We start from the raw sequence: 24,931 nt of genomic DNA, 5'->3' as shown, positions 1-24,931 counted from the left end.
TGCAGCGAGCCGCCTGGTTGTGCCGCTTCAATACGAAGTCGATGAGCCGACGCCGATCGTCAAGGAATTGGTGGGCGGGGGCGGAGCAGTGAAGGATTTGGCGTAGCTCTTCTGTGCGGCCGCGGCCGCCGTCCCGTCGATACCCGCGACCGGATCGGTGTTCGCCGAGGCGTTCGGATTGAGCGTCTGCATTTCCTTGAGCTGGTTGACCGAGTCGCCAAAAGTCGCGTCCCAGTGCGGCGTCGAGCTCAGGCAGCCGGCGAGCGCTGCGCTTAAGCCGGCGCACAACGCCGTGCGGATCAGTGTCTTGGTGCTTGTCATGTCGATCTCCGTTAGGCGGCGCATTTACTGCGCGGCATTTGAGGCGCTGGTTTCCGGCGTGGCCGGGATCACGGCCACGGACGCAGCCGCGCTCGGTGCGGGAGCGGGTACGGGAACCGGCGCAGGCGCGGGTGCCGAAGCCCCTGCAGCCGGCGCGGCGCGCTTCTCGCCTTCCATGTGGCCGGTCAGGTACACGTTCGCTTCGCTGGCATCGCCGAAGTGGTCGGTCGGCAGCGGATAGTGCTGCGGCAGTGGCTTCGCGAGACGCGGCGTCACGACGAACACCAGTTCGGTCTTGTCCTGTTCGTAGCTGGTGCTGCGGAACAGCGCACCGAGCACCGGCAATTCCGCAGCGCCGGGCAAGCCCTTGATCGACCCCGTGATGTTGCTCTTCAGCAGGCCGCCGATCGCGAAACTTTGACCGTCGAACACCTGCAGCGTGGTGGAGGCGCGGCGCGTCGTGATCAGCGGCAGGATCGTCTGGTTGTTCGAGTTGCCGGCGCTGACGACCACGCCGGTGGACGACAGCTCGGACACTTCCGGCGATACCTTCAGGTTGATGCGGCCACCTTCGAGCACGGTCGGCGTGAAGGTCAGGCCGACACCGTATTGTTCTTCCTGCAGCACGATGGTCGTGCCGTTCGCGCCGTTGCTCTGCGGCACCGGAATATAGACCTTGCCGCCCGCGAGAAAACTCGCTTCCTGGCCGCTGATCGCCATCAGGTTCGGCTCGGCCAGAATCTTCACGAGCTGGTCGGTCTTTTGCGCATCGATAGCGGCCCTGAGCGGCGAATTGTTCGCTTTCGAAGCGGTCAGCGCGCTCAGCCCGCCCGACAGATAATCGGCCAGCAAGCCGAAACTCCAGCTGCCGATGCCGCCGTTGATATTGGCCGCCACGCCGAGCTGGTCGATCAGCGTCTTCGAGACTTCGGCGACCTTCACTTCGAGCATGACCTGCTGCGGCGCGGCCACATGCATCATGTTGATGATGCGTTCGCCGCTCGCGCCGCCGAGCGTTGGCGCCGGCATACCCATTGCGCGCGGCGCGGCGCCAACTGGCAACGGGCCGCTGCCCATCGGCGCGCCGCCTTGCAAGGCGGCGGTCGGACGGGCCACGAAGGCGCGCGCCAGTTCGAGCACGCGTTCAGCCTTGACCGCATCGGAGACCGTGCCGGTCAACACCAGCGTATCCGCGGCGGCCTTCACCTGAATGCCGGTTTCCTCGGGCATCAGCGCGGCGAGGGTTTGTTGCAGACCGCCCGGATCCGCGCCGACGCTCACGTCGATGATCGTGCACGAGCCGCTGCGGCCCTGCACGATCATGTTGGTGGTGCCGACGTCGGAGCCGAGCAGATAAAGCGTTTGCGGCGACACGAGCATGGCCTGCACGATGGCCGGATTGCCGACGCTGCGGCTCTTCACCGGTTCGCGCACATCGACCATGGTGGATTTGCCGACCGGGATCGTCACCGAGCTATGTTCTGCGACCGGGCCGCTGCAGTTCGGGCCACGAGCGCCCTGCTGCGCGCCGCCGGACGCAGCCCCCGGACCCATGCCGCTCGCGGCGATGGTCAGATGCACCGAACCGTTCGACGCCACCGTGAGCGGCACGTCCGGCAGTCCGGGCACACCCGCTGCGGCGTTCTGGCCGGCCGCTTGCGCCACCGGCAGCATGGTCAGATACATGCCCAGGAGCACGCACGTGCACGCTTCGGCGATCCGGGTGCGGCCCCGCGGCAGGCGCGAATTCGCTTCGCGCGGGCCGAGCGGGTGCCGCGGCGCGCTAGCGCGCTGAGTGGTTCTGGTGTTCATGTCCTACCCCCGTTATGTGCCGCATTTTTTTTGCGTGCCGCTTTGAATGTCAGTCACGCGTCGGTCACGGCTTGCAGGCTCGAGCCTGTCAAAAGCATTCTTGTCTTACGTCGGCGCCATCGAGCACCCGCACACAGTTGGCCGGCGCGTGCGCCGCGACTTTGCGCACGATATGCACCGGCTTCGGTTCCGGCGCGGGCGCCACGGCGACCGGCGTCTGCAGCAGGCTGGCCTTGGTGGCGCCGGCGGTGTCGATCGCTTTCGGATCGATCTGGTTACGCAACACCAGCGACAGCGTGCCGATGCTGCGCGCAAGGTCGATCTTCTCGGCCTGTTCCGGCAACACTTCGAGCGTCACCGCGTCGACCACCTTCGGCTTGGTTTCGTCGCGGCCCACTTCCTGCGCGACGGCCAGCACGAGAATCTTTTCGAGCACGATCTTGGAGATGTTCTGATCGCGCGTTGCGCCTGGATCGCGGCCATCTTTTTGCGTGTTGACGATGATGTCGACGTAATTGCCCGGCAGCGCGAAGCCCGCCACGCCGATCACGTCGTTCACGCGTACCGTGATGGCGCGCTTGCCTTCGCCGATCACCGCGGAAAGCCCGCCGAGCGTGCCGACCGGCGTGAGCTTCGCATCGAGAATCGGTTCGCCGCGCAGCAGGCTTTCCTTCAGCACGCGGCCGTCGAGTTTCTGGATGTCGGAGTACGAACCGGGCGGCACGCTATTGGACGGCCAGTCGGTGAGCTTGAGGTAGTCCGGGCCGATCCGCTGGCCCAGATTGATGTCGGCTGCCGCCACCACGACTCTGGTCGTGGCATTCGACGACTGCGAGACCATCCAGCGCGAGGCGAACACCACCGCGGTGAGGCCCGCCAGCGTCGCGATCAGCAGCATCGTTACAGCGCGCGCGTTTTTCATTTTCAACCCCCGATTTTTTGTCCTGCTCAGGCTCGCGTCACACGCTGGCGAACAACACGCATGCGCTGCCTATTGCTATCGCAATGCCGTAAGGCATGGTCCCCGTCGCACTGCTTTCAGCCACACTGCCTGACCTGCGCAGCGCGCCGTTGCCCGGCGTCGCGCAACTGATCAGCAATGCCGCCGCCCCGTTCAGCCCGGCGCGCATCTGGCGACGCCGCAGCCATATTGCGAGCGACCCGATTGCACCGATCACACAGGTCGCCAAACCGATTTCCAGTGCGCCGTAAGCGCCGCAGAAGGCGCCGATGGCCGCCATCAGCTTCACGTCGCCCGCGCCCATCAGCCGCATCGCGTAGCCCGGCAGGAAAAACGCGCCGCCGGCCAGCATGCCGCCCATCCACATCGTCATGCCATCGACGACACCGTGCGTGAACCACTGCACCGGAATCGCCACGATCAATCCTGTCACGACCAACCAGTTAGGAATCCGGCGCGTTTGCAGATCCCATAGTGCGGCGACGAGTACTAGCGCCATCACGCATGGACCAACTGGAAAAGGAACCCCGTTCATTGTCCGCTCCGTTTCGAGGATCGAATTGCCCTTCTTTCCTGGAGTCGCTTCGTGTTGCGCAAGGCCGTCGCTACCCTGTCCCGAAGGACCGTCGAGACAGGGCGCGCGATCGGATTTGCATCGGGTGCTGCGCGGTGTGTCAGGCCGCGGCGTTCGTCAAGGCAGTGCCGATCGCGTTAAACATGGCTTTCAGATTGGTGGTCATGTTCTGCACCGTCACAATGATCGCCACCGCGATCAGCCCCGCCAGCAGGGCGTATTCGATCGCTGCCACACCGTCTTCTTCGCGCAAAAACTTCTTGATCGTGTTCTTCATGCTAACCCCCGTAGAGTGAAAGTTGACTTCGGTTTTGTGCCGTCTGCGGCCGCCTGAAAAACAGGTGCGCCGAAGCGGCGTTCATGCCCGTCACGAGGACGGAAAAAGTGGCGAGGCCAGCGCCTTACTTCGTCACGATCACGAGAGGCTGATACCCCGTATCCATCGCCGTGTCGTTGTTTATCGACAGCCGTTTTTCGTTGGCCCCGCCGCACCTCGTAAAACGCGTGGACTTCCCCGAACGCGATTCACGAAGACTGTTGTTGCTGCCGGAGATTTGCTGCTTTCCGTCTGCAACATGTTTTTCGCTTTGTGACTCTCTATTTGCAACGGCTATGCCAGCAGGCCTCAAAGCCTTGCTGGGCAATGATCGGCGCTCTGGAGAAGGATGCGGGAAGGAGTTCACAACACGCGATGGCTCGGATTTGAGACATCGGAAAACGCCGCAGTGGCGTCCGCTTGCCATGGTTCACGCATGATTTGCGCGCGGTGGAAAACCCGTAAGACCATTAGCTGGCAATGGTTCGACCAATGTTCCGGTCAAATTTGCTGTCATTGGGCCGACAAAAGTAGCTTTTACTTGAAACGTCCGGGATGTTGCAAACCTGAGACTGACGGCTTGAGCGTGATGCGTTAGCGCGGGAGGCCAAAAGCCATATCCGCATACTTCGCTATGTGGGGTAGCGCGCATTGCGCGATTGACGGTCGAGCGCCCTATCGTTCTCGCGTGCGATGAAATGCCCGGGATCGATGCCGCGGCGAAAGATTTTGGGGTTGCCGCGAGGAATGCATCCGTTGCCCACGAAAGATGTGCTGCGCCTTGGTGGTAGCGCCCATCAGAGCGATCTGGGATTCAACTCAGCGTCGAAATTTCGCGAGTGCAACAGCAAAACCATGGCGGATTGCACTCTCCATTGCGACCGGGACTGCGAAGAAGCCTGACGCGTCCGGTTTCGTTCAGCCCTGCGAGCCGGCCCAATAAATGGGCACGCACACAACGGTGGTCGAGGACATCGCTGTGAACCGTGAATGCCTTGACACGCCACATGTAACGGAGCGTAAAAGACCCTGCCGATGCCACTCGACTAATGCGACGATGGCGCCGCTCCACCCACACCCCGCCAAGGCCGCGTTCGTCCCGAAGCTCGATCGGAACGATGGGAACGCGATGCAGGTTTCAACACCTCGTTACAAATCGACACTGAAGACACTCGATTGGCGGTCGACACTGGGTGACACGCGGCGACACTGCGCGCGCAAAGCCCAGCCAGCCAGGACATGTTCGAAGTCGAACCCGTCTGGGCTCCACGCAGCAATCACTAAGAAGCCTTTGGTCGTTTCACGTCAACCTCATTGCGGTGAAAACATGCAGCAGACTTTCATACCCGTGCGACGCTTCAAAAAGAACACGGCCGGTCGCGACTTCGTTGTAGGCGATCTGCACGGCTGTTTCAGCCGGCTCGGAAAAGAACTGGAACTGCGCCGCTACGACCCATCGCGCGACCGGCTGTTTGCGGTCGGCGACCTGGTGGATCGGGGCATCGAATCGCCGGCCGTGCTCGAATTCGTGGATCGATATCGTATTCAATCGGTGCGTGGCAATCATGAGGACACGATCGTGCGCTGGCATCGCCACGGGGGAAAAAACGCGTCGATCCGATCCAACGGCGGAGAGTGGCTATTCGATATGGCGTACGACAAAGCAGCGCTCCACGACATCGTGGCGTATATGGCGGCCCTGCCCTACGCCATCGAAATCGAAACGGACGAAGGTCTGGTCGGAATCGTGCATGCCAACGTGCCCATGCAATCGTGGCCGAAGATGGTTCAGGCGCTCGAACAGGAGGACCGCAACGGGCCCGTTCGCCGCAAGGTGATCTGGGATCGCTCGCGCTGGATGCCGGGCAAGGCCGCAGGTTTTGTTTCGGTGCGGCGGGCCTTCGCGCAACTGTGCCAACGGTTTGCGTCAGGATGGCGAGACCCGGGCAGCCACATCGACGGCGTGGCCGCGGTGATCGTCGGGCACACGCCGGTGCGGGAGCCGAAGGTTCGCGGCAACGTCATCAATGTCGATACGGGACTCGTGTACGGCGGAGCGCTGACGCTGCTGTGTCTGGACGAGATACCCCACCTGCTCAACCGCACGGCGCGCGAGCAACCGGCGTTCGGCCGCTCGGAAGGATATCCGGCGGGCTCGGGCGCGTGATGACGATGAGGCCTGCGCAAACGCGCTCGGCCTCAGTGCGCCGATACGCCTGCACGTTCGCTGTATCGCTACACATGTGATCGGCAGCAGCAAGCCGCGATGCGCCAACTCGAATATGCCGATTCCGTCCACGCGCAGTGACACCGCGGAAAGACACGGTCTTTGACTTCATGAAAGGCCCGACGGGATGAAGAAGCTCTGCAGGTCTCTGGTTCCCCTGCGAGAGCGACCACCACCATCTCGGCCTGTACACCCGCTCCGCGTGGTCATGAAACAGCGCGGCCGAGCGAACCGACTCGTCCGCAGCGCCACGCCGATGATAAACAACTCACGTCAGCCGGCGGAGACCACGTCGATCCGCAAAGCTTCCGCGCCCGCGGCAATCGCGAGCAGGATGTCGACGTTCGGATGCGCGCCCGGCCGATTGCGCGCGTCGGCCGTGTGCTCGGCGAACACGACGAGGCCGTGCTCGGCTGCTTTGCCGTCGAGCGTGCCGAAGGTCTGCTGCAGATAGTTGTACACCGCCAGCGAACCCTGCTTGCCCGGCTTGTTCTCGATGCTGGCCACCACGGCGCCTTTGCCGTCCACCAGATCGATACGCGCGATTGCGTCGATGCCCGGCATCTGCGCGAGGTTGTCCTTGAATACGTTGCCCGGTTGAATCATTGAAACCACTCCTTGTGTTCGGAAAATTGCGGCGCGGGCCGTATCTTATCCGATAGGATGGCATGCCATGCCGAAGCGCACGGCCGTCACGGCGTCCAGCGATACACCACGATGCTCGACCCGTTGTAGTTGTCTTTCGTGATCACGTACTCGCCCGCCGCCCTCAGATACGCGCGCAGGCCGTACATCGAATCGACGTCGTTGCCGACATCCACGGTGCCCGGACTGGAATTGGTCAGCGTAGTAACGAGCTGGCCCGTAGTGAGATCGAAGGCGTCGATATTGGGCACCGTGTGCACGTAGCCGACGAACAGATAATTGCCCGCCGCCGTGATCGACTTGGGATTGGCGCTGGTGAGCGTGATCACCGGATCGGGCCGCGTGGTGTTGCCGGCACTCCAGCCGTGATAGACCTCGATGCGCGACTGCATGGCGGTCCAGTCCCAGCTTCCGGCGATGCCTTGCGCGAGGATCATGGTGTCGCTCTCCGCGAGGTAGAGAATGCGCGTGAGCGGCCGGATGCTCTGCGGTATGGAGATCGTGACCGCCGGGCCCCATGACGGTTTGCCGTTGCCGTCAAAGCCGGTGAGCGGATAGTGATAAATGTGATTGGTCCGGTCCAGACCGGCCCACACGTCGCCGCGACTATCGATGCAGAAGCCGCCCGTGACCTGCACGTTCGTATTGAACGCCGCCCCCGGAATCGACGCGTCCGGTATCGCGATGTAACCGCTCGCCGGATTGAAATGAAAGAAGTTGAAGATGCCCGGGTTCTGCCCGGACGCCACCAGAATCCGGTTGCCGCCGACCGTGACGAGCTGGCCGAAGTGCTGGCCACGCTGCGTGTCGTTCATGTTCAGGCGCGGATCGGATGGATACGTAAACGGATCGACCGTGTTCGCGACGAAGGTGCCGCCCGCCGTGCCGGTGTAGATCTGCATGCCGCTGTAGAAGTAGGCGGCGTCCGTCGACGGATCCGGGGCGGCGATCGCCTCGAAGTTGAGCGACTGTAGCTTCCATTCGAGGTTGCCGGCGCTGTCGTACGCGTGAAGGTCGGTAGCGCCGTTGCGGCCGAGATCCCAGCCACCGCCCCACGGATTGTTGAGCACGTACAGATTGCCGGCAGCGTCCTTGCCCACGCCGACCACGCGAGTGAAGCGCTTGTCGCCCACCTGCCCTTTGATGCCGCTGGTGGCGTCGAGATAACCGCCCTGAATACCGAACGTGCCGGCGAGCGTCGGCGTGCCCGCGATCGTGTAGCGCTTGATGTTCATGTCCGGCCCCTGGTCGCCGACCATGAGTTGCCCGGACGCGGCGTCGAAATACAGCGCGGAAGGCCGCGACGCTGCCGGCATCTGAATCGTATTCAGCAGCGCGCCGGCCGGACTGAACTCGACGATCGTAGCCGCGCTCTGCTGCGCGACCCAGAGGTTGCCGGCGCTATCCAGCGTGAGCGCGCCGGGGCTCGATATCTTGATGTCCTGCTGCCAGACGCCGTCGGTCGTAAAGACGCGCACGCGATTGCCGAAGAAGTCGCTTGCATAAAGCAATGAGCCCGCGGTCGCGAGTCCGGTGATGACGTCGGCATGCGGTATCGAGGTCCACACGCTGACGGGGATAATCAGGTCGCGCGTTTGCGTGACCCGGTTGTAGCGTCCCACCGAACCGCTGCCGAACGACCTGTTGTATTGAAGCGCTGCGAAGATCGACGTGGCATTGCCGGTAATGGCGCTGCCCTGGAAGTCAGCGTGCGTGCCGATCGAGCCGAGGCTCTGGCCGTTCTGATAGATCGCGACACCGCCCTCGTTCTCGTCCCACAACGAAGCCGTGTAGATCACGCCTTCGGGCGCGACCCACAGCGAGCGCGCGGTATTGCCCACGTGCGCGGCAAGCGTGCCGAACGTATTGCCCAGCCAGTCGGTGGTGTATTGCGCATAACACGTCTGCGCGAACATGGCGATCGCCGCGCATAGCAGCGCGGCACGGAGGCGGTGCTCGACCATGAATGATGCTCCCCGAACAGTCGTTCCTCGACAATGTACCTCGCCAGATATGAAATGTTGGTGATTGGTATGAAGATAGTTAAGGTACAGTGATTAAACCATGCAGCGTGCATGTAAAACGAAAATGAGCCTCCCGCTAGCAAGCGGAACACCCCTGTTTTTCGCACTTTACCGACCGCTAACCTCAGGCGCACAATCTCTGCGGACAGGACGGTCCGCCGTCTTTTCCGATCAATTAGATCGATCGCGCCGTGCCGTATCCGGCCGCGAGTTCACCCCAGCGCGCAATATGCACGCTCCATTCGGAACGCTCCATGGGCAATAAATCGTCAAGCAGACCCGAAGACCTGGTGGCGGGCGGCAGCCGTCATCATCAGATTTTCCCGAGACTCAATGAAAAGCAGTTTGCCGTGCTCGAACGATATGGCGAACGCCGGCGGCTGAAAGCGGGCGACGTTCTGTTCACTGAAGGCGACCGGCACATTCCCATGTTCACTATCGTCTCCGGCACGATCGAGGCGTCGCGAGGCGCCGGAGACAAGCACCACGTTCTCGGCACGCACGGCCCCGGCAGTTTCACCGGCGAAGTGGGAACGCTCGCGGGCCGCGGCGCGGTCGCGACGGCACGCGCCACCAGCGATTGCGAAGTGATCGTGATCGACGAGGAATCGCTGCGGGCACTCGTCGTCGCGGAAGCGGAACTGAGCGAAACGATCATGCGCGCCTACATCCTGCGGCGCGTCGCGTTCATTCAGGATCAGCACGGCGGCACTCTGGTGATCGGCAGTTCGGCTTCGTGGAGCACGCTGGTGCTGCGGCATTTCCTGAGCCGCAACGCGCAGCCGTTCGCCTACTTCGATATCGTCGAGCACGAGGAAGCCAAGGGCCTGCTCGAACGTTACGACGCGACCGAAGCCGACATACCGGTGATCGTCACCCTGCAAGGCAACGTGCTCAAGCAGCCGACCAACCGCGCGGTGGCCGATGCGATCGGCCTGAGCCCCGACCGGCTGAACGGCGAACGGTTCGACGTGGTCGTGGTCGGCGCGGGACCGGGAGGCCTCGCGGCCGCCGTGTACGCGGCGTCTGAAGGGCTGCGGGTCGCGGTGGTCGATACCAAGGCGCCGGGCGGCCAGGCCGGCACCAGCTCGAAGATCGAGAATTACTTTGGATTCCCAACCGGTATCTCGGGGCAAGCGCTCGCCGGACGCGGACTGTCTCAATGCCGAAAATTCGGCGCGGAAGTCGGCGTGCCGATCGAAGTGCTTGGCATCGAATGTGAAAACGCGCCCCCCTTTCACCTGCGCCTCAATTATGACGAGCACGTGTATGCCAACGCGGTCGTCATCGCGACCGGCGCGCGCTATCGAAAACCGCAGCTGCCGCGTCTCGAAGAGTTCGAGGGAAGCGGCATCTATTACAGCGCGACCTATATGGAAGCCGCGTTCTGCAACAACCAGGAATTGATCATCGTCGGCGGGGGAAATTCAGCTGGGCAGGCCGCGGTGTTCCTGTCGGGATTCGCGCGTCACGTGCATATCGTGATTCGCGGCGACGGACTCAGCGCAAGCATGTCGAACTATCTGATCCGACGCATCGAAGCAGCGGCGAATATCAGCGTTCATGTGCGCACGCAAATCGTCGAACTGAACGGCGAGACACAACTCGAATCGATCAAGTGGGACAGTCAAGGCCACATCGAGGAAAAACCGATCCGCCATGTGTTCCTGTTTCTCGGCGCACAGCCGAGTACCGGCTGGCTCGGCGATTGCGTCGCACTCGACAAACATGGCTTCGTGCTCACAGGTCCCGATGCGATGCCGCAGTGGTCGTCGGACCGCCCGCCGCATTATCTGGAGACGAGCCGGCAGGGCATCTTCGCGGTGGGCGACGTGCGCAGCGGTTCGGTCAAGCGGGTCGCCGCCGCCGTCGGCGAAGGAGCGGCCGCGATTCAGTCGCTGCATCAGTATCTGGCGCTCAACCGCTGAGGCCGCGCGCCTGGTGGTTCGCGACTGCCGCTATGCCTTGCGCAGATTCCTCAACGTCAAGCGGGCTTCCAGACCGCCGCCGGAACGGTTGTGCAGCGTGAGCGTCGCGTCCATCGCCATGGCCAGTTGCCGCGCGATGGCAAGGCCAAGCCCCGTGCCGCCCGTATCGCGATTGCGTGACGCTTCGAGCCGGTAGAACGGCTCGAACACTGCTTCCAGCGACTCCGCCGGTATGCCGGGGCCACGGTCGAGCACGGCGATCGCCGTCTCTCCGTTGGGCAAAGTAGCCGCCGTGATCTCGGCCGCGCCGCTGAACTTCAGCGCGTTGTCCACCAGGTTGCCGAGTATGCGGCGCAAGGCCTGCGGACGCGTCACCAGCGAATCGCCTAGCCGCCCTTCCAGGCTGACCGCCTGGCCGGCGTCCACATAATCGCAGACGAGGCTGTCGAGCAACGCGTCAGGATCGACACGGCAGGGGACTTCGGTCGCGCCGTGCAGCGTGCGCGCGTACGTCACGCCCTCCTTCACCAGGCTTTCCATTTCCTGCAGATCCTGGCGCAGCTTCGCGCCCTGGGTGTCGTCGTCCATCACGTCGACGCGCAGGCGCATGCGCGTGATCGGCGTTTGCAGATCGTGCGAAATCGCCGCCAGAATCTGCATGCGTTCGGTCATATACGTGGCAATGCGATCCTGCATCGCGTTGAAGGCGCGCGCGGCGCGCGACACTTCCGACGGCCCGTCCTCCGGCAAGCGCGCCGCCTTCAGGTCCGGACCGAGCGTATCCGCGGCGAGCGCCAGCTGATGCAACGGCCGCGTGGCGAGCCGCACCGCCAGCCAGCAGCACGCCACCAGCACCGCCAGTTGCAACGCCAGCACGAGAGGCAGCCAGCGCGAGAGCGGCGCGCCCGACATGGGCCTCATATCGATGGTCAGCGGTGTGCCGTCGCTCAATTGCAGATGCACTTGCAAGCGTTCTTTGTCGCCGGGAACGCCATTCACCGTCAGCGGATAGTGCTTGCCGATGCCATCCGCGATGGATTGCGCCACTCGCTCGGACAGATGCGCATCGATCGGGTTGCCGGCAATGCCAGGCCCCAGGATGAACTCATAGCTGCGCCGCGCGAGCCGCGGCAACCACTGCGCGCGTTCGTCCGGCGGCAGATGATCGAGCAGCGCCACCGAACTGCTCACTTCCCGCTCGATGTAACCCATCATCACGTTAGTCATGGTTTGGTCGCGCTCGGTCAGCGTGAGCCAGAACGACAAGGTCTGCGCCAGTGCGAGGCCGACGAACAGAATCAGCGCGAGCCGCGCGAACAGCGTGCGCGGCCAGTGCAGCCAGGACCAGCGCTTCATTGCGGGTCCCCAATGGCCGTCACCGCCGCGGAAAACACGTAACCCTCACTGCGCAGCGTCTTGATGTAACGGGGCTCGCGCGCGACATCGCGCAAACGTTGACGCAGACGGCTCACCATCAGATCGATAGAACGGTCGAACTGATCGGCCTGGCGGCCCTGCGTGAGATTGAGCAGTTGATCGCGCGTCAGCACCCGCTGCGGATGATCGAGAAATACGCGCAGCAAGCGGTACTCGGCGCCGCTCAGCGCGACCATGGTGCCTTCGGCGTCCAGCAGATGACGCGCGGTGGTGTCGAGGCGCCAGTCGCCGAAGGCCAGCATCGGCGCCGATTCGGTCACCTGCATGCCGGGCGGCAGCATGCGCGCGCGCCGCAGCACGGCGCGAATGCGCGCGAGCAACTCGCGCACGGCAAAGGGCTTGGGCAGGTAGTCGTCCGCGCCCATTTCCAGTCCGACGATACGGTCCGCCTCTTCGTTGCGGGCCGTCAGCATCAATACCGGCACTGCGCGGAATTTGCCGGCGCGCAGTTCGCGGCACAGCACCAGACCGTCCTCGCCGGGCATCATCAGATCCAGCACGATCAGATCGGGCGCGCCCTGCTCCAGCGCCGCGCGCATCTGGCGCCCGTTCGCCGCGAGCGACACGCGCATGCCGTTCTTCTCGAGATAACCGGCCAGCAATTCGCGGATGCCGCGGTCGTCGTCGACAATCAGTACGTGATCGATGGTTTCCATCAAGGCGTCATCTCTTTTGGCGTTTCAACTGCACTCGGCTTGCAACCATCAATGAGCACTGCACCGGATGCGCCAGTTCGGCGGCAAGGCCCCCGGTCAGGAAGACGACGATAGCCAGCAGGCGTTTCATGCGTCCTCCAGCACGGAGAGGCTCGCGCCGTCCGCGACTCCCGCTTCCAGACTATACGGATCGACGCCTTCCAGGCAACCGATGTTGACTCGCCACGACTGCGGGTCTTTACGCGTCTGATGAAACGGATAGATGCCGCAATGCTTGCAGAAATAGTGCCGGGCCACACGCGTGTTGAACTGGTAGAGCGTCAACGAATCTTCGCCGCTCAGAATCTTCAACTGGCTTGCCGGGAACAGCGGCGTCATCAATGCGCCCTTGCGGCGGCACAGGCTGCAGTTGCAGCGGCCGGCCGGGGTGATCGGGCTACGTACTTCGAATTTGACGGCCCCGCAATGGCAGGATCCGTGCAGCAAGTCGGCGCTCATGGTGCTCTCCGTGTTTTGGCAATGCCTGCTTTATAGCCTGGCCCGCACGGGGAATTGTGTCGCAGTGTATCTGGACCTCGTACAGATACACAACATTGCACCCACGCGGCTTTGGCGACACATGCCAGATACCTGCGGACGCTTCAATACAGTCATTCGCGGCCGGTACGCGAATTGCCGTTTTTAGCCTCTTCCTGAAAGGACCCTGACATGCTCTCCGCAACCAAGATCAAAACGCTTGCCGTCGCAACCGTGATCGCCGCCGCAGCCGCGAGCGGCATTGCCGCCTTCGCGGGGTCGCCCGAACCGGGCGCGAGTGTGCCCGCGCTCGGGACCAACGCGGCGGCTCCCGATTTCACCGGCATTTCGCAATGGCTCAACAGCGATCCGCTCACCTTGCAGCAACTGCGCGGCAAAGTGGTGCTGGTCGATTTCTGGACTTACACCTGCGGCAACTGCATCAACACGCTGCCTTACGTGAAAAGCTGGAATCAGAAATACAAGGACCAGGGGCTGACGGTGATCGGTGTGCATACGCCCGAGTATCCGTTCGAGCGCGATACCGACAACGTGAAGACCGCCATCAAGCGCTTCGGCATCACTTATCCGGTCGCGCAGGACAATCGCTATGCCACCTGGAACGCGTACAACAATCAGTACTGGCCGGCTTTTTATCTGCTCGACAAGCAAGGGCGCATTGTCTACACGCATTTCGGCGAAGGCGACTATGCGAAGACGGAAGCGAAGATTCAAGCCCTGCTCGCGCAACAAGGATAGCCGCGCGTTCGTATCGGAATGTATTCGGGGATTGCGGTGATACACGACTTTGCAATTCGCCGCTTTCCCGACACAAGCCAGATACGCACGCGCGGTTCAATACATCAACGCCGCTTCTCTGACAAGAATCGCATCGCAGCAAGTCCTGGGCGACCTCTGCTCATGCCTTGAGATCCGCGGACGTCTCTTATCCAACCGTTCAAGGAGAACGATATGAAATTTTCCATGATTGCTTTGACCTTTGCTGCCTGCGTGATCGGAAATGTTGCTCACGCTGCGGTTCCGGCGCCCTCGACTGCTAGCGTCGATTCTTCGCAGATCGCACAGGCGCAGCCGCAATGGTCCGCGAGCACGGCAAGTGCCGCACAGAAAACGCGTGCACAGGTTCGCCAGGAACTCGTGCAAGCCGAGAAGGATGGTCAGCTCGTCAATCTGAATCGTTCGATTTATATGGGGAGCTGAGGGACTGTTTGGCGTTGATGTCGGCGTCACGCGGAGTGCGCCGACGGCTCGGGGCGTCGAGTTCGAGTGCGCGAACGAGCCCGCTACAGGCGGAGCGTTGACGGTATAAGGGACCTCGACAGCGCCTCGCTCCACCCGCGCAAATTCAGTACTCGACGAGAATCGTCACGCGACGATTCGCGGCGCGCGCCGCCGCGTCGTCGCCGATGATCAAGGGGAAATTGTCCGCCCGGCCGATCGCGGCCATTCGGTGCGCTTCGATGCCTTTGTCCGCGAAAAAGCGAACCACCGCGCCAGCCCGCGCGGAAGACAGCTCCCAGTTAGATTCGTATTTCGCCGTTGAAATAGGCACATTGTCTGTGTGACCTTCGACGAGAATGTTGTTCTTCGATCGCTCGCGCAGTACACCGGCAATCTGATTCAACACGTCGGATGATTCCGGCAACAAACGCGCGTCGCCCGAATTGAACAGAATTTTTGCATTGATGGCGATTTCCACGCCTTGCGCCGCGTTCGAAATCGTAATCTGGCGATTGTCTCGAAGCGGCGCCAGCAGAGAAAGCAGCTGCTTCTTCGAGGCATCCGGCGTAGCGGGCGCCGCCTCTGTCACCACGTGACGCTCCAGCGCCTTGATTTCGAGTTCTCTCGTTTTGGCCAACTGCAGCACATAGAGCGCAAGGAACAACACCATCAGCGTGGTGATGAGGTCGGAGTAGGAGATCAGCCAGCGCCCGGACTCTTCCTCGCCTTCGTCTGCGGCGTCGTAGCCGGTCTTGTCCGCCGTGAGGCGTTTGTTACCCGATAAGGTGTTCATATCCGAAAAGTTTGCGCCCGAAATTACGTATGATTGCCGTCAAAGCACACTAGCCCAGCAACTCGGCCGATCTTTCCCGCACATCACCCGCGAGCCGCGTTTCGATGGTGTGAGGCGACTCTTTACGCGAGATCGCGAGCAAGCCGTCAAGATATAAACGCCTGAAGCGCAATTCGCTGTCCACCTGCGCCCTGATCTTTCCATACAACGGCAGAAAGACCAGATTAGCCAATGCGAGGCCGTATAGCGTCGCGACGAAAGCCACCGCGATACCTTGCCCGAGTTGCGCGGGTTCGAGCATATGGCCGGTCACCTGAATCAGACCGAGTACCGCACCGAGAATCCCGAACGTGGGTGCGTAGCCGCCGGCCTGTTGCCAGATCCGCGCGGCCAACATGTGATTGCGCTCATACGCATCCAGCTCTCGCTGCAAAGCGTCTTCCAGCACGGCCGTCGACACGCCGTTTGCCAGCAACTCCAAACCTCGTTTGGCAAACGGATTGATGCCGCCCGCCTCGATTGACTCGAACACCAGCATGCCGTTCAGCTTGGCCTGATCGCCCCACTCGAGCAAAACGGACAGGCTCTCGCGATCGACCTGCCGCGCCTTCACGAAAGCAAGGCGCAGTTGCTTGATGCCGTCGAAAAACCTTGCCCATGTGTTCTGAATCATCACGGCGCCAAAAGTGCCGCCCAGAACGATGACGAATGCCTCCAACTGAAACAGCGAAGTAAAGTGCCCGCCCTCGAGCGAGAAACCCGCGACGATCGCCGTCACGCCGAACACCGCACCAAATAGCGTCAACAGATCCATATGTCCTCTCGAATGGCCGGCCGCGACTTCGAACTTCGAAGCCGACGCGGCCTGCCGTTTGCGTGTTGCGCGTCAGGCGTCAAGATTGGAAAGCGGCGCAGCCGCAGCCGCCGGAGCTTTGATTGTTCGCACGATCTCTAGAAAGCGCTCTTCGATCTCGGCGATTTCAAGTGGATCGATCTTGATCTCCCGACGCATGACCCACGAGACTTCTTTCTTTCTCGCCTCGGTCATCACCGAGAGCAGCCGCTCGGCGATCGGCTGGCCCGTCACGGCGGACAGCAGTTTCGCGAGGTCGTATGTGTCGAACGCGCTCACCGCTTCGAACAAGGTTCGCTGGTCGACGAACTCCAGATCGTCGAGCGACTTCAGCTCGGTCAAACCCCGGGTATTGCGGCGCGAGAAATAGCTGATACCTTTTTCCTCGACGTAATTCAACACCTTGGTCTTGCGAAACGCAAAAAGGTCTTCCGCGATTTCCGAGTGAGACAGCTTGTTGAGAATCACCTTCTTCTCGACGCCGATCAAAGCTTCCAGGTCGTCCAGCTCGATCAATTCCAGTTCGCTGCTGATCGAGAGATCGAGATCGTGATCCGCTACCTGTTGCGCACGCTCGGTGATTCGCACGGGATCGAACGTGACTAGTTGCCGGCTCGTTGCGCCGTCCTGCGCGGAATAGCGCGCTGAGGCCGTGCTCGGACGGTCGGTCCGGCCGGGTTCGAGCGAGACGAGATTGAGCTTCTCCATTCGTTTGAGCATGGCCATCACGTGCGGACGCGAATGGCCGGCGATGGCATGGCACTTCCTGATTACGTCAGGCAGAGGCACAGAGAACTCCTCCCCTTGCGCGCGGCGCATGCGGCCGTCGAGCCTGTCGGCATTCTCGCCGCCCGCCATCAATGAAAGGACGTGCGCGTAGGACACGACACCCGGCAGAAAGTCCGCGTGCGTATTCGTGGCAAGAACATCGTCCTTCTTTTTCACGCGCCGTATCAGCGTGCGTACGATATGGCGAAGCAACGGCGAGACACGTTCGAGTTCCTCCTCCACCACCTTCGCCGCGATGACGGTCAACTGGCAGAAGCTCAGTGCCTTCGCGGTGTGCGCTCGTGGTTCGGGCGGCAGCAACGCCGCCTCGCCAAAAAACTCCCCTTTACCCAGTGTGGCGAGAATCACCTTCTTCTCGTCACACTGGGTGGAGATTTCGACTTTGCCATCCGCAATGACGTAGACGACGGCGTCGCCCGCAAAGCCCTCGGAATAGATGACTTCGCCCGGAGCCGCTGTACGCGACCATGGCGATCGTTGGTGATTCAAGATGATTCCCCCGAAGAGCGATTTCCTCGTCAGCGCTTGCCGTCAAAGGCTTGCGTATGTCCGATGGTCCAGATTATTTGACTGGATAACGACATGCAAAACGCAAATCTTTAATAAACGTAATCGTCAGACTTAACCGCGCAAGCGTTTGGGAGCCAGACTGGATAAGGCTTTGCGCGTGAACAGCTTTTTCGTTAGACGGCGGGAGCACCCGTCTTCCGCACGCCAAACGTTCAGGTAATTGTAAGATTAGAGTTTTTCTTCACAATCACGAAAAAAATTTGGAATAAGAGGAAACCCGATGTGTTCGCCCCTACAAGACAGCGACAAACGCTGCACGGTAGTGACGAAACAGGCATGTACGCGCGGCTCTCATTGCATGCGGGTCATGTTGGTGGATAAGCAAAGACTTAGCTTCACTTAATTCGCAAGCCAACTTCAATCTCTTACTAGTTAGGCATCCAAATGAAAAGCAAACTTTCCGTCATTCTCTCGCTGATCGTTCTTGCTTCGGCAGGTTTCGCTACCCAAGCTTCAGCGAAAGAACATATGCACACGAATACGCAGCAGTGTGTCGGTCCCGCAAGCTTCTGCACCCCGTACTTCGGTAGCTGAACCAGCACGCTTCAGGCAATCGTTATTTGTCTACTCATCGCATAGATCAAGGAATTTTTATCATGAAAAAAGCTCTTGTTTGTTTCGCTCTCGCTCTCGGCACGCTGGCCGCCCCTGTTGTGAGCTTCGCACAATCTAATGGCCCCGTCACACGTGCTGAGGTCCGCGCCGATCTGGTACGCCTCGAACAGGCTGGCTACAACCCTTCGCTTGGCAACGACGCTGATTATCCGGCCGCCATTCAGGCAGCCGAAGCAAAGGTCGCCGCACAGACCGCTCCGCAGACGACGCAACCGTCGTACGGAGGCGTGGGGCAAAAAGGCACTTCTTCGTCCGGCATGCGCAAGCACGCGTCGACCGATTCCAGTTGCGTCGGCCCCGTCAGTTTCTGCAATGTCTTCTTCGGCAGCTGAATGACACGTATCGGGAATCCTGTTTCGCCTTTCATTTCAACAGGATTCCTACTTTTATAAAGCTAATTGAAACCATCTTTTCAAGAACAATTTCTTACTTATAAACGGAGTATGTCATGAAAGTTTTGCCTCTCGCCGCCGCGGCCTTGTCGTTGTCTGCCGCCCTTTTCGCCTCTACTGCCGCGATGGCGCAAGACGCTCAACCGCAAACCGCGCCCGTCCACAACATCGTTCTCGTACACGGCGCGTGGGTAGACGGCTCCGGCTGGAAGCCGGTCTATGACAGGCTGACCAAGGACGGTTATCACGTCACCATCGTGCAGGAGCCTCTGACATCGCTCGACGACGACGTCGCTGCAACGAAACGCGTGCTCGATCAGCAGGACGGTCCGACGATTCTCGTGGCGCACAGCTACGGCGGCTCGGTCATCACTGAAGCCGGCGTGCACCCGAAAGTGGTGGGCCTGGTGTATGTGGCCGCGCACGCGCCGGCCGTCGGCGAAGACGAAAGCGACCTTGGGAAAGGCATGCCGAGCTACACATCAAAGCAACCGGACGCCATCATGAAGACCGGCGATGGATACACTTATCTGAATCCTGCGGATTTCGCGAAGGATTTCGCTGCCGATCTGCCGCTCAAGCAAGCGCAGTTCGAATCGCATTCGCAAATCCTGACGGCCGCGAAAGTCTTCTCGGCGCCGATGACTGTTGCCGCCTGGACGACCAAGCCGAGTTGGGGCATCGTGGCGGCCGACGACAAGATCATCAACCCCGATCTCGAACGCTGGTACTACGCACGCGCGCACAGCCATACGACGGTGATCCCGGGCGCAAGCCACTCGGTCTATGAATCGCGGCCGAAAGAAGTGACAGCCGTCATCGAAGACGCGGCGAAGCACGTGCGGTCCTGAACTGATGGGCCGACAATCCCGAGCCATTCGAAGAACGTCATTTAGCAAGGCAATCGCTCTCTGCCCGCCACGCTGCTCTCAGCGTGGCGATGCTCGTGGCTCGTCAACGAGCCACACGTTGAACTCTAGCACCCACGGCGGCAACGTCATCGCACCTGACTGAACCGCGTCGTCAGCGAGAGCGGCGGCTGCCTGCTCGAATCGACAAAAGGGTTCGACATGCGATCAAAACCGCCTCCCCCGCCGCATTAGCCGGCACGCAAACCCACAGCCAATAAGACGCACTGCACTACGCAAATTGCCCAAAACGGGCAACCGCGCAGGCATGAATTGCGCCCGCTATCTCATCCCACGCCTCAGAACCAACGCGCCATCAACTTGTCATTGTTTTCCTCGAATGTAATGATATAACATTCTCTACGAGACACGAAAAAACTTTCGCGGCTGAAAGGATATCCATGCCGCGAATCGCAGCAGCAGCACACGTCAGCCGCAGAAAAACCGTCGACCAAGACAGAACAACGCATACAGCCAGTCGCCAACACACTCGAATACATAACGATGACAATCCGCACGCGCGTCTCCTCTGCAGCTTTGCTGCTGTTCGCCATGGCCGCCCACGCCCACGCCGCGACTGACGAAAGTTCAGTAACCGGCGCAGTCACAGACGCCGCCGGCCAACCCGTCAACAACGCCACGGTAATCGTGCAGAACGCGAGCGGCGCCGCTGTCACCGAGGCGAAAACGAACGCCGAAGGCCGCTTCGCCATCGCGCACGTGACACCGGGCACCTACGCGATCGTCGTCACCGCACCGGGATTTGCGAGCGGCAACAGCATCACCACCACGAGCGCCGGCGCGGAAAGCACCGTCAGCGTTAGTCTTGCAAAGAGCGGCACACTCGACGTTCAGGTGAACGCGAAGCGACTGGACAGAGCGCGTAATGGGTTGTTGCCCGAGACCGGCAGCAGCGTGTACCGCTTCAGCCAGGCCGATATCGAAGCGCTACCCGCAGGCCAGGACACGCCACTGAATCAGGTGCTGCTGCAAGCGCCCGGCGTGGCCAGCGATTCATACGGACAACTTCACGTGCGCGGAGACCACGCCAATCTGCAATATCGCATCAACGGGATCATCATTCCTGAACCGATCAGCGGCTTTGGGCAAGCGCTCGACACGCGCATCATCGACCAGGTCAATCTGTTGACCGGGGCTTTACCGGCGCAGTACGGCTACCGCACGGCCGGTGTCGTGGACATCCGCACGAAAACCGGTGACGCGGGCAACGGCGGCACCATCGACGTGTTCGGCGGCAGCCACCAGACCCTCAAGACCAGCGCCGACGTGTTCGGCACGCAAGGTCCGTTCAGCTACTACTTCAGCGGCTCACTTGGCGTCAACAACCTCGGCATCGAGAACCCGACCGCAAGCGCGAGCGCGCTGCATGACCACACCCGTCAGGGCGATGCGTTCGGTTATATGTCATACATCATCAATCCGCTCACGCGAGTGAGCCTGATGTTCGGCACCACGAGCAACCAATTCGAAATCCCCAACACGCCGGGGCTTCCAACAAATTTCACGCTCAACGGCAACAACGCGTTCGATTCGAGTCAGTTGGACGAGACGCAATCGGAGTTGAACAATTTTGCGGTGCTGGCGCTTCAAGGCACCAATGGCGGCGCACTGGACTACCAGGTCGCGCTATTCACCCGTTACACGCGAACGCAATTCAATCCCGATCCGGTGGGCGACCTGCTTTTCAACGGCGTTGCGTCCCAGGACTTTCACAGCAACTCGGCCAACGGTGCGCAAGTCGACACCACGTGGCGACTCAACGAGAAGCATACGATTCGCGCCGGCCTCTTTTTCCAGCAGGAACACGCGGTATTCGACGACAGCGTCGACGTGTTCGCAGCCGACTCCGAGGGCAATCAGCTATCCGACCAGCCCTTCAATATCCACGACTCGAGCAGCAGAACCGGCTACCTGTACAGCGCATACGTGCAAGACGAATGGAAAATCACCGACAAGCTCACGCTCAATTACGGGCTGCGTTATGACAAGATGGATGAGTACGTCAGTGCGAGCCAGTTGAGTCCTCGCATCGGGCTGGTCTATGCGCTGACGCCGACCACCACCTTTCACGCCGGCTATGCGCGCTACTTCACACCACCCGCATTCGAACTGGTGTCCGGCTCCACCATCAGCCGCTTCAACGGCACCACTAACCAGAGTCCGTCGAGTCAGAACGATCAGGTGCAGCCGGAACGCAGTCATTATTTCGACCTCGGCGTCACACAGCGTCTCGGTTCGAACGTGACGGTCGGCATCGACGCCTACTACAAAAAATCCACTAACCTGCTCGACGAAGGTCAGTTCGGCTCCGCCCTCATCTTCACGCCGTTCAACTATCAATACGGACGCGTGTACGGACTCGAATTCACCGCGAATTACAAGCAGGACAACGCGTCCGCCTATCTGAACTTCGCCTACAGCCGCGCGCAAGGCAAACAAATCGACTCGGCTCAGTTCAATTTCGAAGCGGACGAACTTGCCTACATCAACGACCATTGGGTGTATCTGGATCATGACCAACGCATCACCGCGTCATTCGGCGGCACGTATGACCTCGGCAGAACGACATTCACCTTCGACGGCCTGGTGGGCAGCGGCCTGAGAAGCGGCTTCGCCAACACCGATCGCCTGCCCGTCTATGCGCAGATCAATCTCGGCGTAATCCAGCATTTCAACCAGCCTCTAGTGGGTAAGTTCGATGCGCGCTTGCTGGTCGTCAATGCATTCAACCGCGTTTATGAATTGCGTGACGGCTCGGGCATCGGAGTGGGCGCGCCGCAATACGGCCCGCATTTCGCCGTCTACGCCGGTATCACCAAGCATTTCTAAATCTGTCACGCAGCACGAGGTCAGTCATGCAAGATTGGACGAATATTCTGGCGGCGGTGCGCGTGGGCGGATGGGTGATCTATCCGCTCACGGTACTTGCTGTTGTGGCGGTTGCGATCGTCCTCGATCGCGCCTATGTGTTTTTGCGTTTCGGCCGTCTGCCGCCGGGCGCCGACGACGCGCACGGAATTCACATGCCCGCATCTTCCACCGGCATGGACAACGGATTGAATCATGCGCCACGTCAGAACGTATTCAAACGTATGAGTACATCGTGGAGGCCCGATGCATCCGTTCCGCTGTGGCTGCGCGAAGCCAATGCGCAATCGGTCGCTTCGCAGATCGAGCGCGACATGAGCAAGGGTTTCTGGGTGCTGGAGACGATCGTCACGGCCGCGCCGCTGTTGGGCTTGCTCGGCACCATCGTCGGCATGATGCATTCGTTTCAGCTGTTCGGCGGCACGGGGCTCGTCGATCCGGCCGGCGTCACCGGCGGCGTCGCGCAGTCGTTGGTGGCGACGGCGATCGGTCTCGTCGTCGCGCTGTTCGCACTCTTCGCGTTCAACTATTTTTCCCGTCGGCTTGAGCGCCTGATGGATGAACTCGAATCGTTCGCGACTGCACGGCTCGGTGAAATACGTCTTGCCACGAGCGTTGCGGGAGCGCAGTCGTGAAGTTCAAACGTTCGCGCGCGGCCAGACGTGGCCGCATCGAAATCATTCCGATGATCGACGTGATGTTCTTTCTGCTGGCGACGTTCATGCTCGCTTCGCTCGCCATGCAGCGGCTCGATGCCGTCAAGCTGACGTTGCCCGCGGGTCGCGCGCAACAATTGGCCGAGCATGAGCCGCTAACCATCTCGGTCGACAGTCGCAACGAAATCTTCGTGAACCATCTGCCTGTGCGCCCCGATCAGATCGAGCCGACGATAAAGCGACTGCTGCAGCCCGACGCCAATGTCGTCATTGCCGCCGACGACGCTGCGGGCCACGGCGCAGTCGTGCAGGCCATGCTCGCCGCACGCCGAGCCGGCGCGGCGCGGTTTCTGATCGCCGTGCGTCCAAAATAGCGCGATGCGTCTGACCATTTCAATCGATGATTCGCCGACGCTTCGGATCGTACTGGCGATCGTCGTCGCGCTCGTAGTCTGGATCGTGTTTCTGTACGCGCTCGGACATTGGCTCGACGCAACGACATCGCAGCCAGCGCCAGATAAGCCGCTGGAGATGCGCGTGGTGGAACTCGATCCGCAGGCGCCAGTGCATCGCGAACCGGCGCCCACGGTCAAACCACAGCGACCAGTCGAGCCACGTCAGCATGTTGCGCCGAGACCCGCTGAAGCACGCACACCGCGGCAACCGACACCGGACGTTCAGCCAACTCGAATCCCCGCTCCCAATGAATCCACCGCGTCCACCGAGTCCACCGCGCGTTCACCTAACTCCCAAGAGGAAAGACAAAGCACATCACAACCCACTCTCCCTCCCGGCGACACAGCCGCGCGCTCTATCGCGCAACCGTTACCCGAATTACCCGACGATCTACGCGAGCAAGCCTATCAAACCGTTGCGACCGCGCGCTTCGTGATTCATGTCGACGGCTCGGTCGATGTCGAACTGCTCAAGCCGACTCAAAATCCACGCCTCAACCAGCTTCTCCTCGAAGCCCTACGCAAATGGCGCTTTTTTCCGGCATTGCAGGGCGGCCATCCGATCGAAAGCAGGCAGGACGTCCGCGTGCATTTCAATGTGAGCTAGCGCGTCCAGGCGTCGCGTCCACCGACGCGCCTTCACCACCGGCAACTACTGCGCACTGGCAGTCGTCGCATTCGCAACAGCCTCGCCCTTCATCTTGCGAACTGCATCGGCGGCCGAAGGCGCGAGGTTCTGTCCGGCCAGCGACGCGTCGAACGCTTCGCGGCGTGCCTGCTTTGCCTGCACGTAGTCAGCGTCCAGTTCGGCAATGCGACGGTCGTACCAACTCTTCACGCAAGCCTCATCGGTGCAGTTGTGCTGGCGCCAGAGCCATTGATGCGTACGTGCCGCTTCGAGGGCCGCCGTATCGAGCGTTGCCTCTTTCGCGCGTTGCCACGCGGCGGTAAGACGATCGTCGAGCGCTGACAGCGTCGGCTCCTTACAGACGATCTTTTCCGACACGGACGACTTGCTCGTGCACTTGAAGCTTGCCGCGGACGCGTCCACAGCAAGCATGGCGCCTGCGAGCAGCATGCCGATCGACAGCATGGTGGACGGCGCCGCGAGACGTTGAAGAACGCGGGACAAAACGGTGTTCACGGTAGACATACCAGGCCTCTGTTCAGGGAAGTAACCAGGCTCAGGCGTCACGAGACTATGTCGCGGCCTGCTGCGAGGCAATCAGGGATTGCGCTAGCTGTGGCAGTAGATTAGCGCCCGCGAAATGCCGCGATGATGGGAGAACACGCCTTGATTCAAAAGTGCTTACACGATATTTCCACGCGGCGCTGATGATATCGATGACGGC

Annotated in this window: 25 protein-coding genes; 10 read left to right on the top strand and 15 right to left on the bottom strand. The window is 61.1% G+C overall.

Features of this window, described 5'->3' with window-relative positions:
• Positions 1–27: 27 nt before the first annotated feature.
• From BPHYT_RS22910 to BPHYT_RS22890, 5 genes are all read right to left on the bottom strand, one after another.
• On the bottom strand, positions 28–321 hold the full coding sequence (locus tag BPHYT_RS22910) for a hypothetical protein (RefSeq protein ID WP_012426500.1): 294 nt from the start codon (positions 319–321) through the stop codon (positions 28–30).
• Between the two features lie 24 nt (positions 322–345).
• Positions 346–2,133, bottom strand: coding sequence for a type II and III secretion system protein family protein (locus BPHYT_RS22905; protein WP_012426499.1), 1,788 nt, complete (start codon positions 2,131–2,133; stop codon positions 346–348).
• Positions 2,134–2,221: 88 nt separating this feature from the next.
• The gene (gene cpaB / locus BPHYT_RS22900; RefSeq protein WP_041759105.1) at positions 2,222–3,055 is read right to left on the bottom strand and encodes a Flp pilus assembly protein CpaB; all 834 of its coding nucleotides are present in this window, start codon (positions 3,053–3,055) and stop codon (positions 2,222–2,224) included.
• A 37-nt stretch (positions 3,056–3,092) separates the two neighbouring features.
• The gene (locus BPHYT_RS22895) at positions 3,093–3,629 is read right to left on the bottom strand and encodes an A24 family peptidase (RefSeq protein ID WP_012426497.1); all 537 of its coding nucleotides are present in this window, start codon (positions 3,627–3,629) and stop codon (positions 3,093–3,095) included.
• Positions 3,630–3,768: 139 nt separating this feature from the next.
• Entirely contained in the window at positions 3,769–3,945 is a 177-nt protein-coding gene (locus BPHYT_RS22890; protein ID WP_012426496.1) for a Flp family type IVb pilin, read from the bottom strand.
• A 982-nt stretch (positions 3,946–4,927) separates the two neighbouring features.
• On the opposite strand from BPHYT_RS22890, the gene BPHYT_RS22885 reads away from it, so the two are divergent.
• Positions 4,928–6,151, top strand: coding sequence for a metallophosphoesterase (locus BPHYT_RS22885; protein ID WP_083772091.1), 1,224 nt, complete (start codon positions 4,928–4,930; stop codon positions 6,149–6,151).
• A 333-nt stretch (positions 6,152–6,484) separates the two neighbouring features.
• Here BPHYT_RS22885 and BPHYT_RS22880 read toward each other — a convergent pair whose 3' ends face one another.
• Positions 6,485–6,817, bottom strand: coding sequence for a DUF2322 family protein (locus BPHYT_RS22880; protein WP_012426494.1), 333 nt, complete (start codon positions 6,815–6,817; stop codon positions 6,485–6,487).
• A gap of 86 nt (positions 6,818–6,903) precedes the next feature.
• Complete coding sequence (locus BPHYT_RS22875; protein ID WP_012426493.1) at positions 6,904–8,820, bottom strand: SMP-30/gluconolactonase/LRE family protein; 1,917 nt, start codon at positions 8,818–8,820, stop codon at positions 6,904–6,906.
• A 314-nt stretch (positions 8,821–9,134) separates the two neighbouring features.
• Here BPHYT_RS22875 and BPHYT_RS22870 point away from each other — a divergent pair, with 314 nt between their 5' ends.
• Positions 9,135–10,808 (top strand): FAD-dependent oxidoreductase, encoded by a 1,674-nt coding sequence (locus tag BPHYT_RS22870; RefSeq protein ID WP_012426492.1) that lies wholly within the window; start codon positions 9,135–9,137, stop codon positions 10,806–10,808.
• Between the two features lie 30 nt (positions 10,809–10,838).
• Here BPHYT_RS22870 and BPHYT_RS22865 read toward each other — a convergent pair whose 3' ends face one another.
• From BPHYT_RS22865 to BPHYT_RS22855, 4 genes are read right to left on the bottom strand one after another with little or no spacing between them, the layout of a single operon-like run.
• Positions 10,839–12,164: a sensor histidine kinase gene (locus BPHYT_RS22865; protein ID WP_012426491.1), complete on the bottom strand. Its 1,326-nt coding sequence runs from the start codon at positions 12,162–12,164 to the stop codon at positions 10,839–10,841.
• A complete protein-coding gene (locus BPHYT_RS22860; RefSeq protein ID WP_012426490.1) occupies positions 12,161–12,901 on the bottom strand; it encodes a response regulator in 741 nt (246 codons plus the stop codon). The genes BPHYT_RS22865 and BPHYT_RS22860 overlap by 4 nt, the downstream gene beginning before the upstream one ends.
• Before the next feature lie 7 nt (positions 12,902–12,908).
• Positions 12,909–13,031 (bottom strand): hypothetical protein, encoded by a 123-nt coding sequence (locus BPHYT_RS39475; RefSeq protein ID WP_274378474.1) that lies wholly within the window; start codon positions 13,029–13,031, stop codon positions 12,909–12,911.
• On the bottom strand, positions 13,028–13,399 hold the full coding sequence (locus tag BPHYT_RS22855; RefSeq protein WP_012426489.1) for a GFA family protein: 372 nt from the start codon (positions 13,397–13,399) through the stop codon (positions 13,028–13,030). Before BPHYT_RS22855 ends, BPHYT_RS39475 begins: the two co-directional genes overlap by 4 nt.
• A 210-nt stretch (positions 13,400–13,609) precedes the next feature.
• Here BPHYT_RS22855 and BPHYT_RS22850 point away from each other — a divergent pair, with 210 nt between their 5' ends.
• Both BPHYT_RS22850 and BPHYT_RS22845 read left to right on the top strand, forming a co-directional pair.
• Positions 13,610–14,176 carry a thioredoxin family protein gene (locus BPHYT_RS22850; protein ID WP_012426488.1) on the top strand — a complete coding sequence of 189 codons (567 nt, stop codon included), beginning with the start codon at positions 13,610–13,612 and terminating at the stop codon, positions 14,174–14,176.
• A gap of 213 nt (positions 14,177–14,389) precedes the next feature.
• Positions 14,390–14,638, top strand: coding sequence for a DUF4148 domain-containing protein (locus BPHYT_RS22845; protein ID WP_012426487.1), 249 nt, complete (start codon positions 14,390–14,392; stop codon positions 14,636–14,638).
• A gap of 145 nt (positions 14,639–14,783) precedes the next feature.
• Here BPHYT_RS22845 and BPHYT_RS22840 read toward each other — a convergent pair whose 3' ends face one another.
• From BPHYT_RS22840 to BPHYT_RS22830, 3 genes are all read right to left on the bottom strand, one after another.
• The gene (locus BPHYT_RS22840; protein WP_012426486.1) at positions 14,784–15,452 is read right to left on the bottom strand and encodes an OmpA family protein; all 669 of its coding nucleotides are present in this window, start codon (positions 15,450–15,452) and stop codon (positions 14,784–14,786) included.
• Positions 15,453–15,501: 49 nt separating this feature from the next.
• A complete protein-coding gene (locus BPHYT_RS22835) occupies positions 15,502–16,266 on the bottom strand; it encodes a flagellar motor protein (protein ID WP_012426485.1) in 765 nt (254 codons plus the stop codon).
• 72 nt (positions 16,267–16,338) lie between these two features.
• Complete coding sequence (locus BPHYT_RS22830; RefSeq protein WP_012426484.1) at positions 16,339–17,583, bottom strand: Crp/Fnr family transcriptional regulator; 1,245 nt, start codon at positions 17,581–17,583, stop codon at positions 16,339–16,341.
• Between the two features lie 677 nt (positions 17,584–18,260).
• On the opposite strand from BPHYT_RS22830, the gene BPHYT_RS22825 reads away from it, so the two are divergent.
• From BPHYT_RS22825 to BPHYT_RS22800, 6 genes are all read left to right on the top strand, one after another.
• The gene (locus tag BPHYT_RS22825; protein WP_012426483.1) at positions 18,261–18,611 is read left to right on the top strand and encodes a DUF4148 domain-containing protein; all 351 of its coding nucleotides are present in this window, start codon (positions 18,261–18,263) and stop codon (positions 18,609–18,611) included.
• Between the two features lie 116 nt (positions 18,612–18,727).
• A complete protein-coding gene (locus BPHYT_RS22820) occupies positions 18,728–19,522 on the top strand; it encodes an alpha/beta hydrolase (RefSeq protein ID WP_012426482.1) in 795 nt (264 codons plus the stop codon).
• 561 nt (positions 19,523–20,083) lie between these two features.
• Positions 20,084–22,429 (top strand): TonB-dependent receptor, encoded by a 2,346-nt coding sequence (locus BPHYT_RS22815; RefSeq protein WP_012426481.1) that lies wholly within the window; start codon positions 20,084–20,086, stop codon positions 22,427–22,429.
• Positions 22,430–22,455: 26 nt separating this feature from the next.
• A complete protein-coding gene (locus BPHYT_RS22810) occupies positions 22,456–23,103 on the top strand; it encodes a MotA/TolQ/ExbB proton channel family protein (RefSeq protein WP_012426480.1) in 648 nt (215 codons plus the stop codon).
• Positions 23,100–23,498 carry an ExbD/TolR family protein gene (locus BPHYT_RS22805; protein WP_012426479.1) on the top strand — a complete coding sequence of 133 codons (399 nt, stop codon included), beginning with the start codon at positions 23,100–23,102 and terminating at the stop codon, positions 23,496–23,498. Before BPHYT_RS22810 ends, BPHYT_RS22805 begins: the two co-directional genes overlap by 4 nt.
• 4 nt (positions 23,499–23,502) lie before the next feature.
• Positions 23,503–24,186, top strand: coding sequence for an energy transducer TonB (locus BPHYT_RS22800; protein WP_012426478.1), 684 nt, complete (start codon positions 23,503–23,505; stop codon positions 24,184–24,186).
• 45 nt (positions 24,187–24,231) lie between these two features.
• Here BPHYT_RS22800 and BPHYT_RS22795 read toward each other — a convergent pair whose 3' ends face one another.
• The gene (locus BPHYT_RS22795) at positions 24,232–24,732 is read right to left on the bottom strand and encodes a lysozyme inhibitor LprI family protein (protein WP_012426477.1); all 501 of its coding nucleotides are present in this window, start codon (positions 24,730–24,732) and stop codon (positions 24,232–24,234) included.
• Positions 24,733–24,931: the final 199 nt, after the last annotated feature.

The organism is Paraburkholderia phytofirmans PsJN, assembly GCF_000020125.1.
Lineage (GTDB): Bacteria > Pseudomonadota > Gammaproteobacteria > Burkholderiales > Burkholderiaceae > Paraburkholderia > Paraburkholderia phytofirmans.
This window is presented reverse-complemented; position numbering and strand designations above follow the sequence as displayed.

Bases quoted from the DNA above. Each gene is read 5' to 3' on its own strand.
- BPHYT_RS22895 (WP_012426497.1), bottom strand. From the start codon at position 3,629: ATGAACGGGGTTCCTTTTCCAGTTGGTCCATGCGTGATGGCGCTAGTA.
- cpaB (WP_041759105.1), bottom strand. From the start codon at position 3,055: ATGAAAAACGCGCGCGCTGTAACGATGCTGCTGATCGCGACGCTGGCG.
- BPHYT_RS22850 (WP_012426488.1), top strand. From the start codon at position 13,610: ATGCTCTCCGCAACCAAGATCAAAACGCTTGCCGTCGCAACCGTGATC.
- BPHYT_RS22890 (WP_012426496.1), bottom strand. From the start codon at position 3,945: ATGAAGAACACGATCAAGAAGTTTTTGCGCGAAGAAGACGGTGTGGCA.
- BPHYT_RS22800 (WP_012426478.1), top strand. From the start codon at position 23,503: ATGCGTCTGACCATTTCAATCGATGATTCGCCGACGCTTCGGATCGTA.
- BPHYT_RS22865 (WP_012426491.1), bottom strand. From the start codon at position 12,164: ATGAAGCGCTGGTCCTGGCTGCACTGGCCGCGCACGCTGTTCGCGCGG.
- BPHYT_RS22795 (WP_012426477.1), bottom strand. From the start codon at position 24,732: ATGTCTACCGTGAACACCGTTTTGTCCCGCGTTCTTCAACGTCTCGCG.
- BPHYT_RS22880 (WP_012426494.1), bottom strand. From the start codon at position 6,817: ATGATTCAACCGGGCAACGTATTCAAGGACAACCTCGCGCAGATGCCG.
- BPHYT_RS22855 (WP_012426489.1), bottom strand. From the start codon at position 13,399: ATGAGCGCCGACTTGCTGCACGGATCCTGCCATTGCGGGGCCGTCAAA.
- BPHYT_RS22810 (WP_012426480.1), top strand. From the start codon at position 22,456: ATGCAAGATTGGACGAATATTCTGGCGGCGGTGCGCGTGGGCGGATGG.
- BPHYT_RS22845 (WP_012426487.1), top strand. From the start codon at position 14,390: ATGAAATTTTCCATGATTGCTTTGACCTTTGCTGCCTGCGTGATCGGA.
- BPHYT_RS22910 (WP_012426500.1), bottom strand. From the start codon at position 321: ATGACAAGCACCAAGACACTGATCCGCACGGCGTTGTGCGCCGGCTTA.
- BPHYT_RS22840 (WP_012426486.1), bottom strand. From the start codon at position 15,452: ATGAACACCTTATCGGGTAACAAACGCCTCACGGCGGACAAGACCGGC.
- BPHYT_RS22860 (WP_012426490.1), bottom strand. From the start codon at position 12,901: ATGGAAACCATCGATCACGTACTGATTGTCGACGACGACCGCGGCATC.
- BPHYT_RS22825 (WP_012426483.1), top strand. From the start codon at position 18,261: ATGAAAAAAGCTCTTGTTTGTTTCGCTCTCGCTCTCGGCACGCTGGCC.
- BPHYT_RS22885 (WP_083772091.1), top strand. From the start codon at position 4,928: ATGGGCACGCACACAACGGTGGTCGAGGACATCGCTGTGAACCGTGAA.
- BPHYT_RS22835 (WP_012426485.1), bottom strand. From the start codon at position 16,266: ATGGATCTGTTGACGCTATTTGGTGCGGTGTTCGGCGTGACGGCGATC.
- BPHYT_RS22875 (WP_012426493.1), bottom strand. From the start codon at position 8,820: ATGGTCGAGCACCGCCTCCGTGCCGCGCTGCTATGCGCGGCGATCGCC.
- BPHYT_RS22815 (WP_012426481.1), top strand. From the start codon at position 20,084: ATGACAATCCGCACGCGCGTCTCCTCTGCAGCTTTGCTGCTGTTCGCC.
- BPHYT_RS39475 (WP_274378474.1), bottom strand. From the start codon at position 13,031: ATGAAACGCCTGCTGGCTATCGTCGTCTTCCTGACCGGGGGCCTTGCC.
- BPHYT_RS22870 (WP_012426492.1), top strand. From the start codon at position 9,135: ATGGGCAATAAATCGTCAAGCAGACCCGAAGACCTGGTGGCGGGCGGC.
- BPHYT_RS22820 (WP_012426482.1), top strand. From the start codon at position 18,728: ATGAAAGTTTTGCCTCTCGCCGCCGCGGCCTTGTCGTTGTCTGCCGCC.
- BPHYT_RS22905 (WP_012426499.1), bottom strand. From the start codon at position 2,133: ATGAACACCAGAACCACTCAGCGCGCTAGCGCGCCGCGGCACCCGCTC.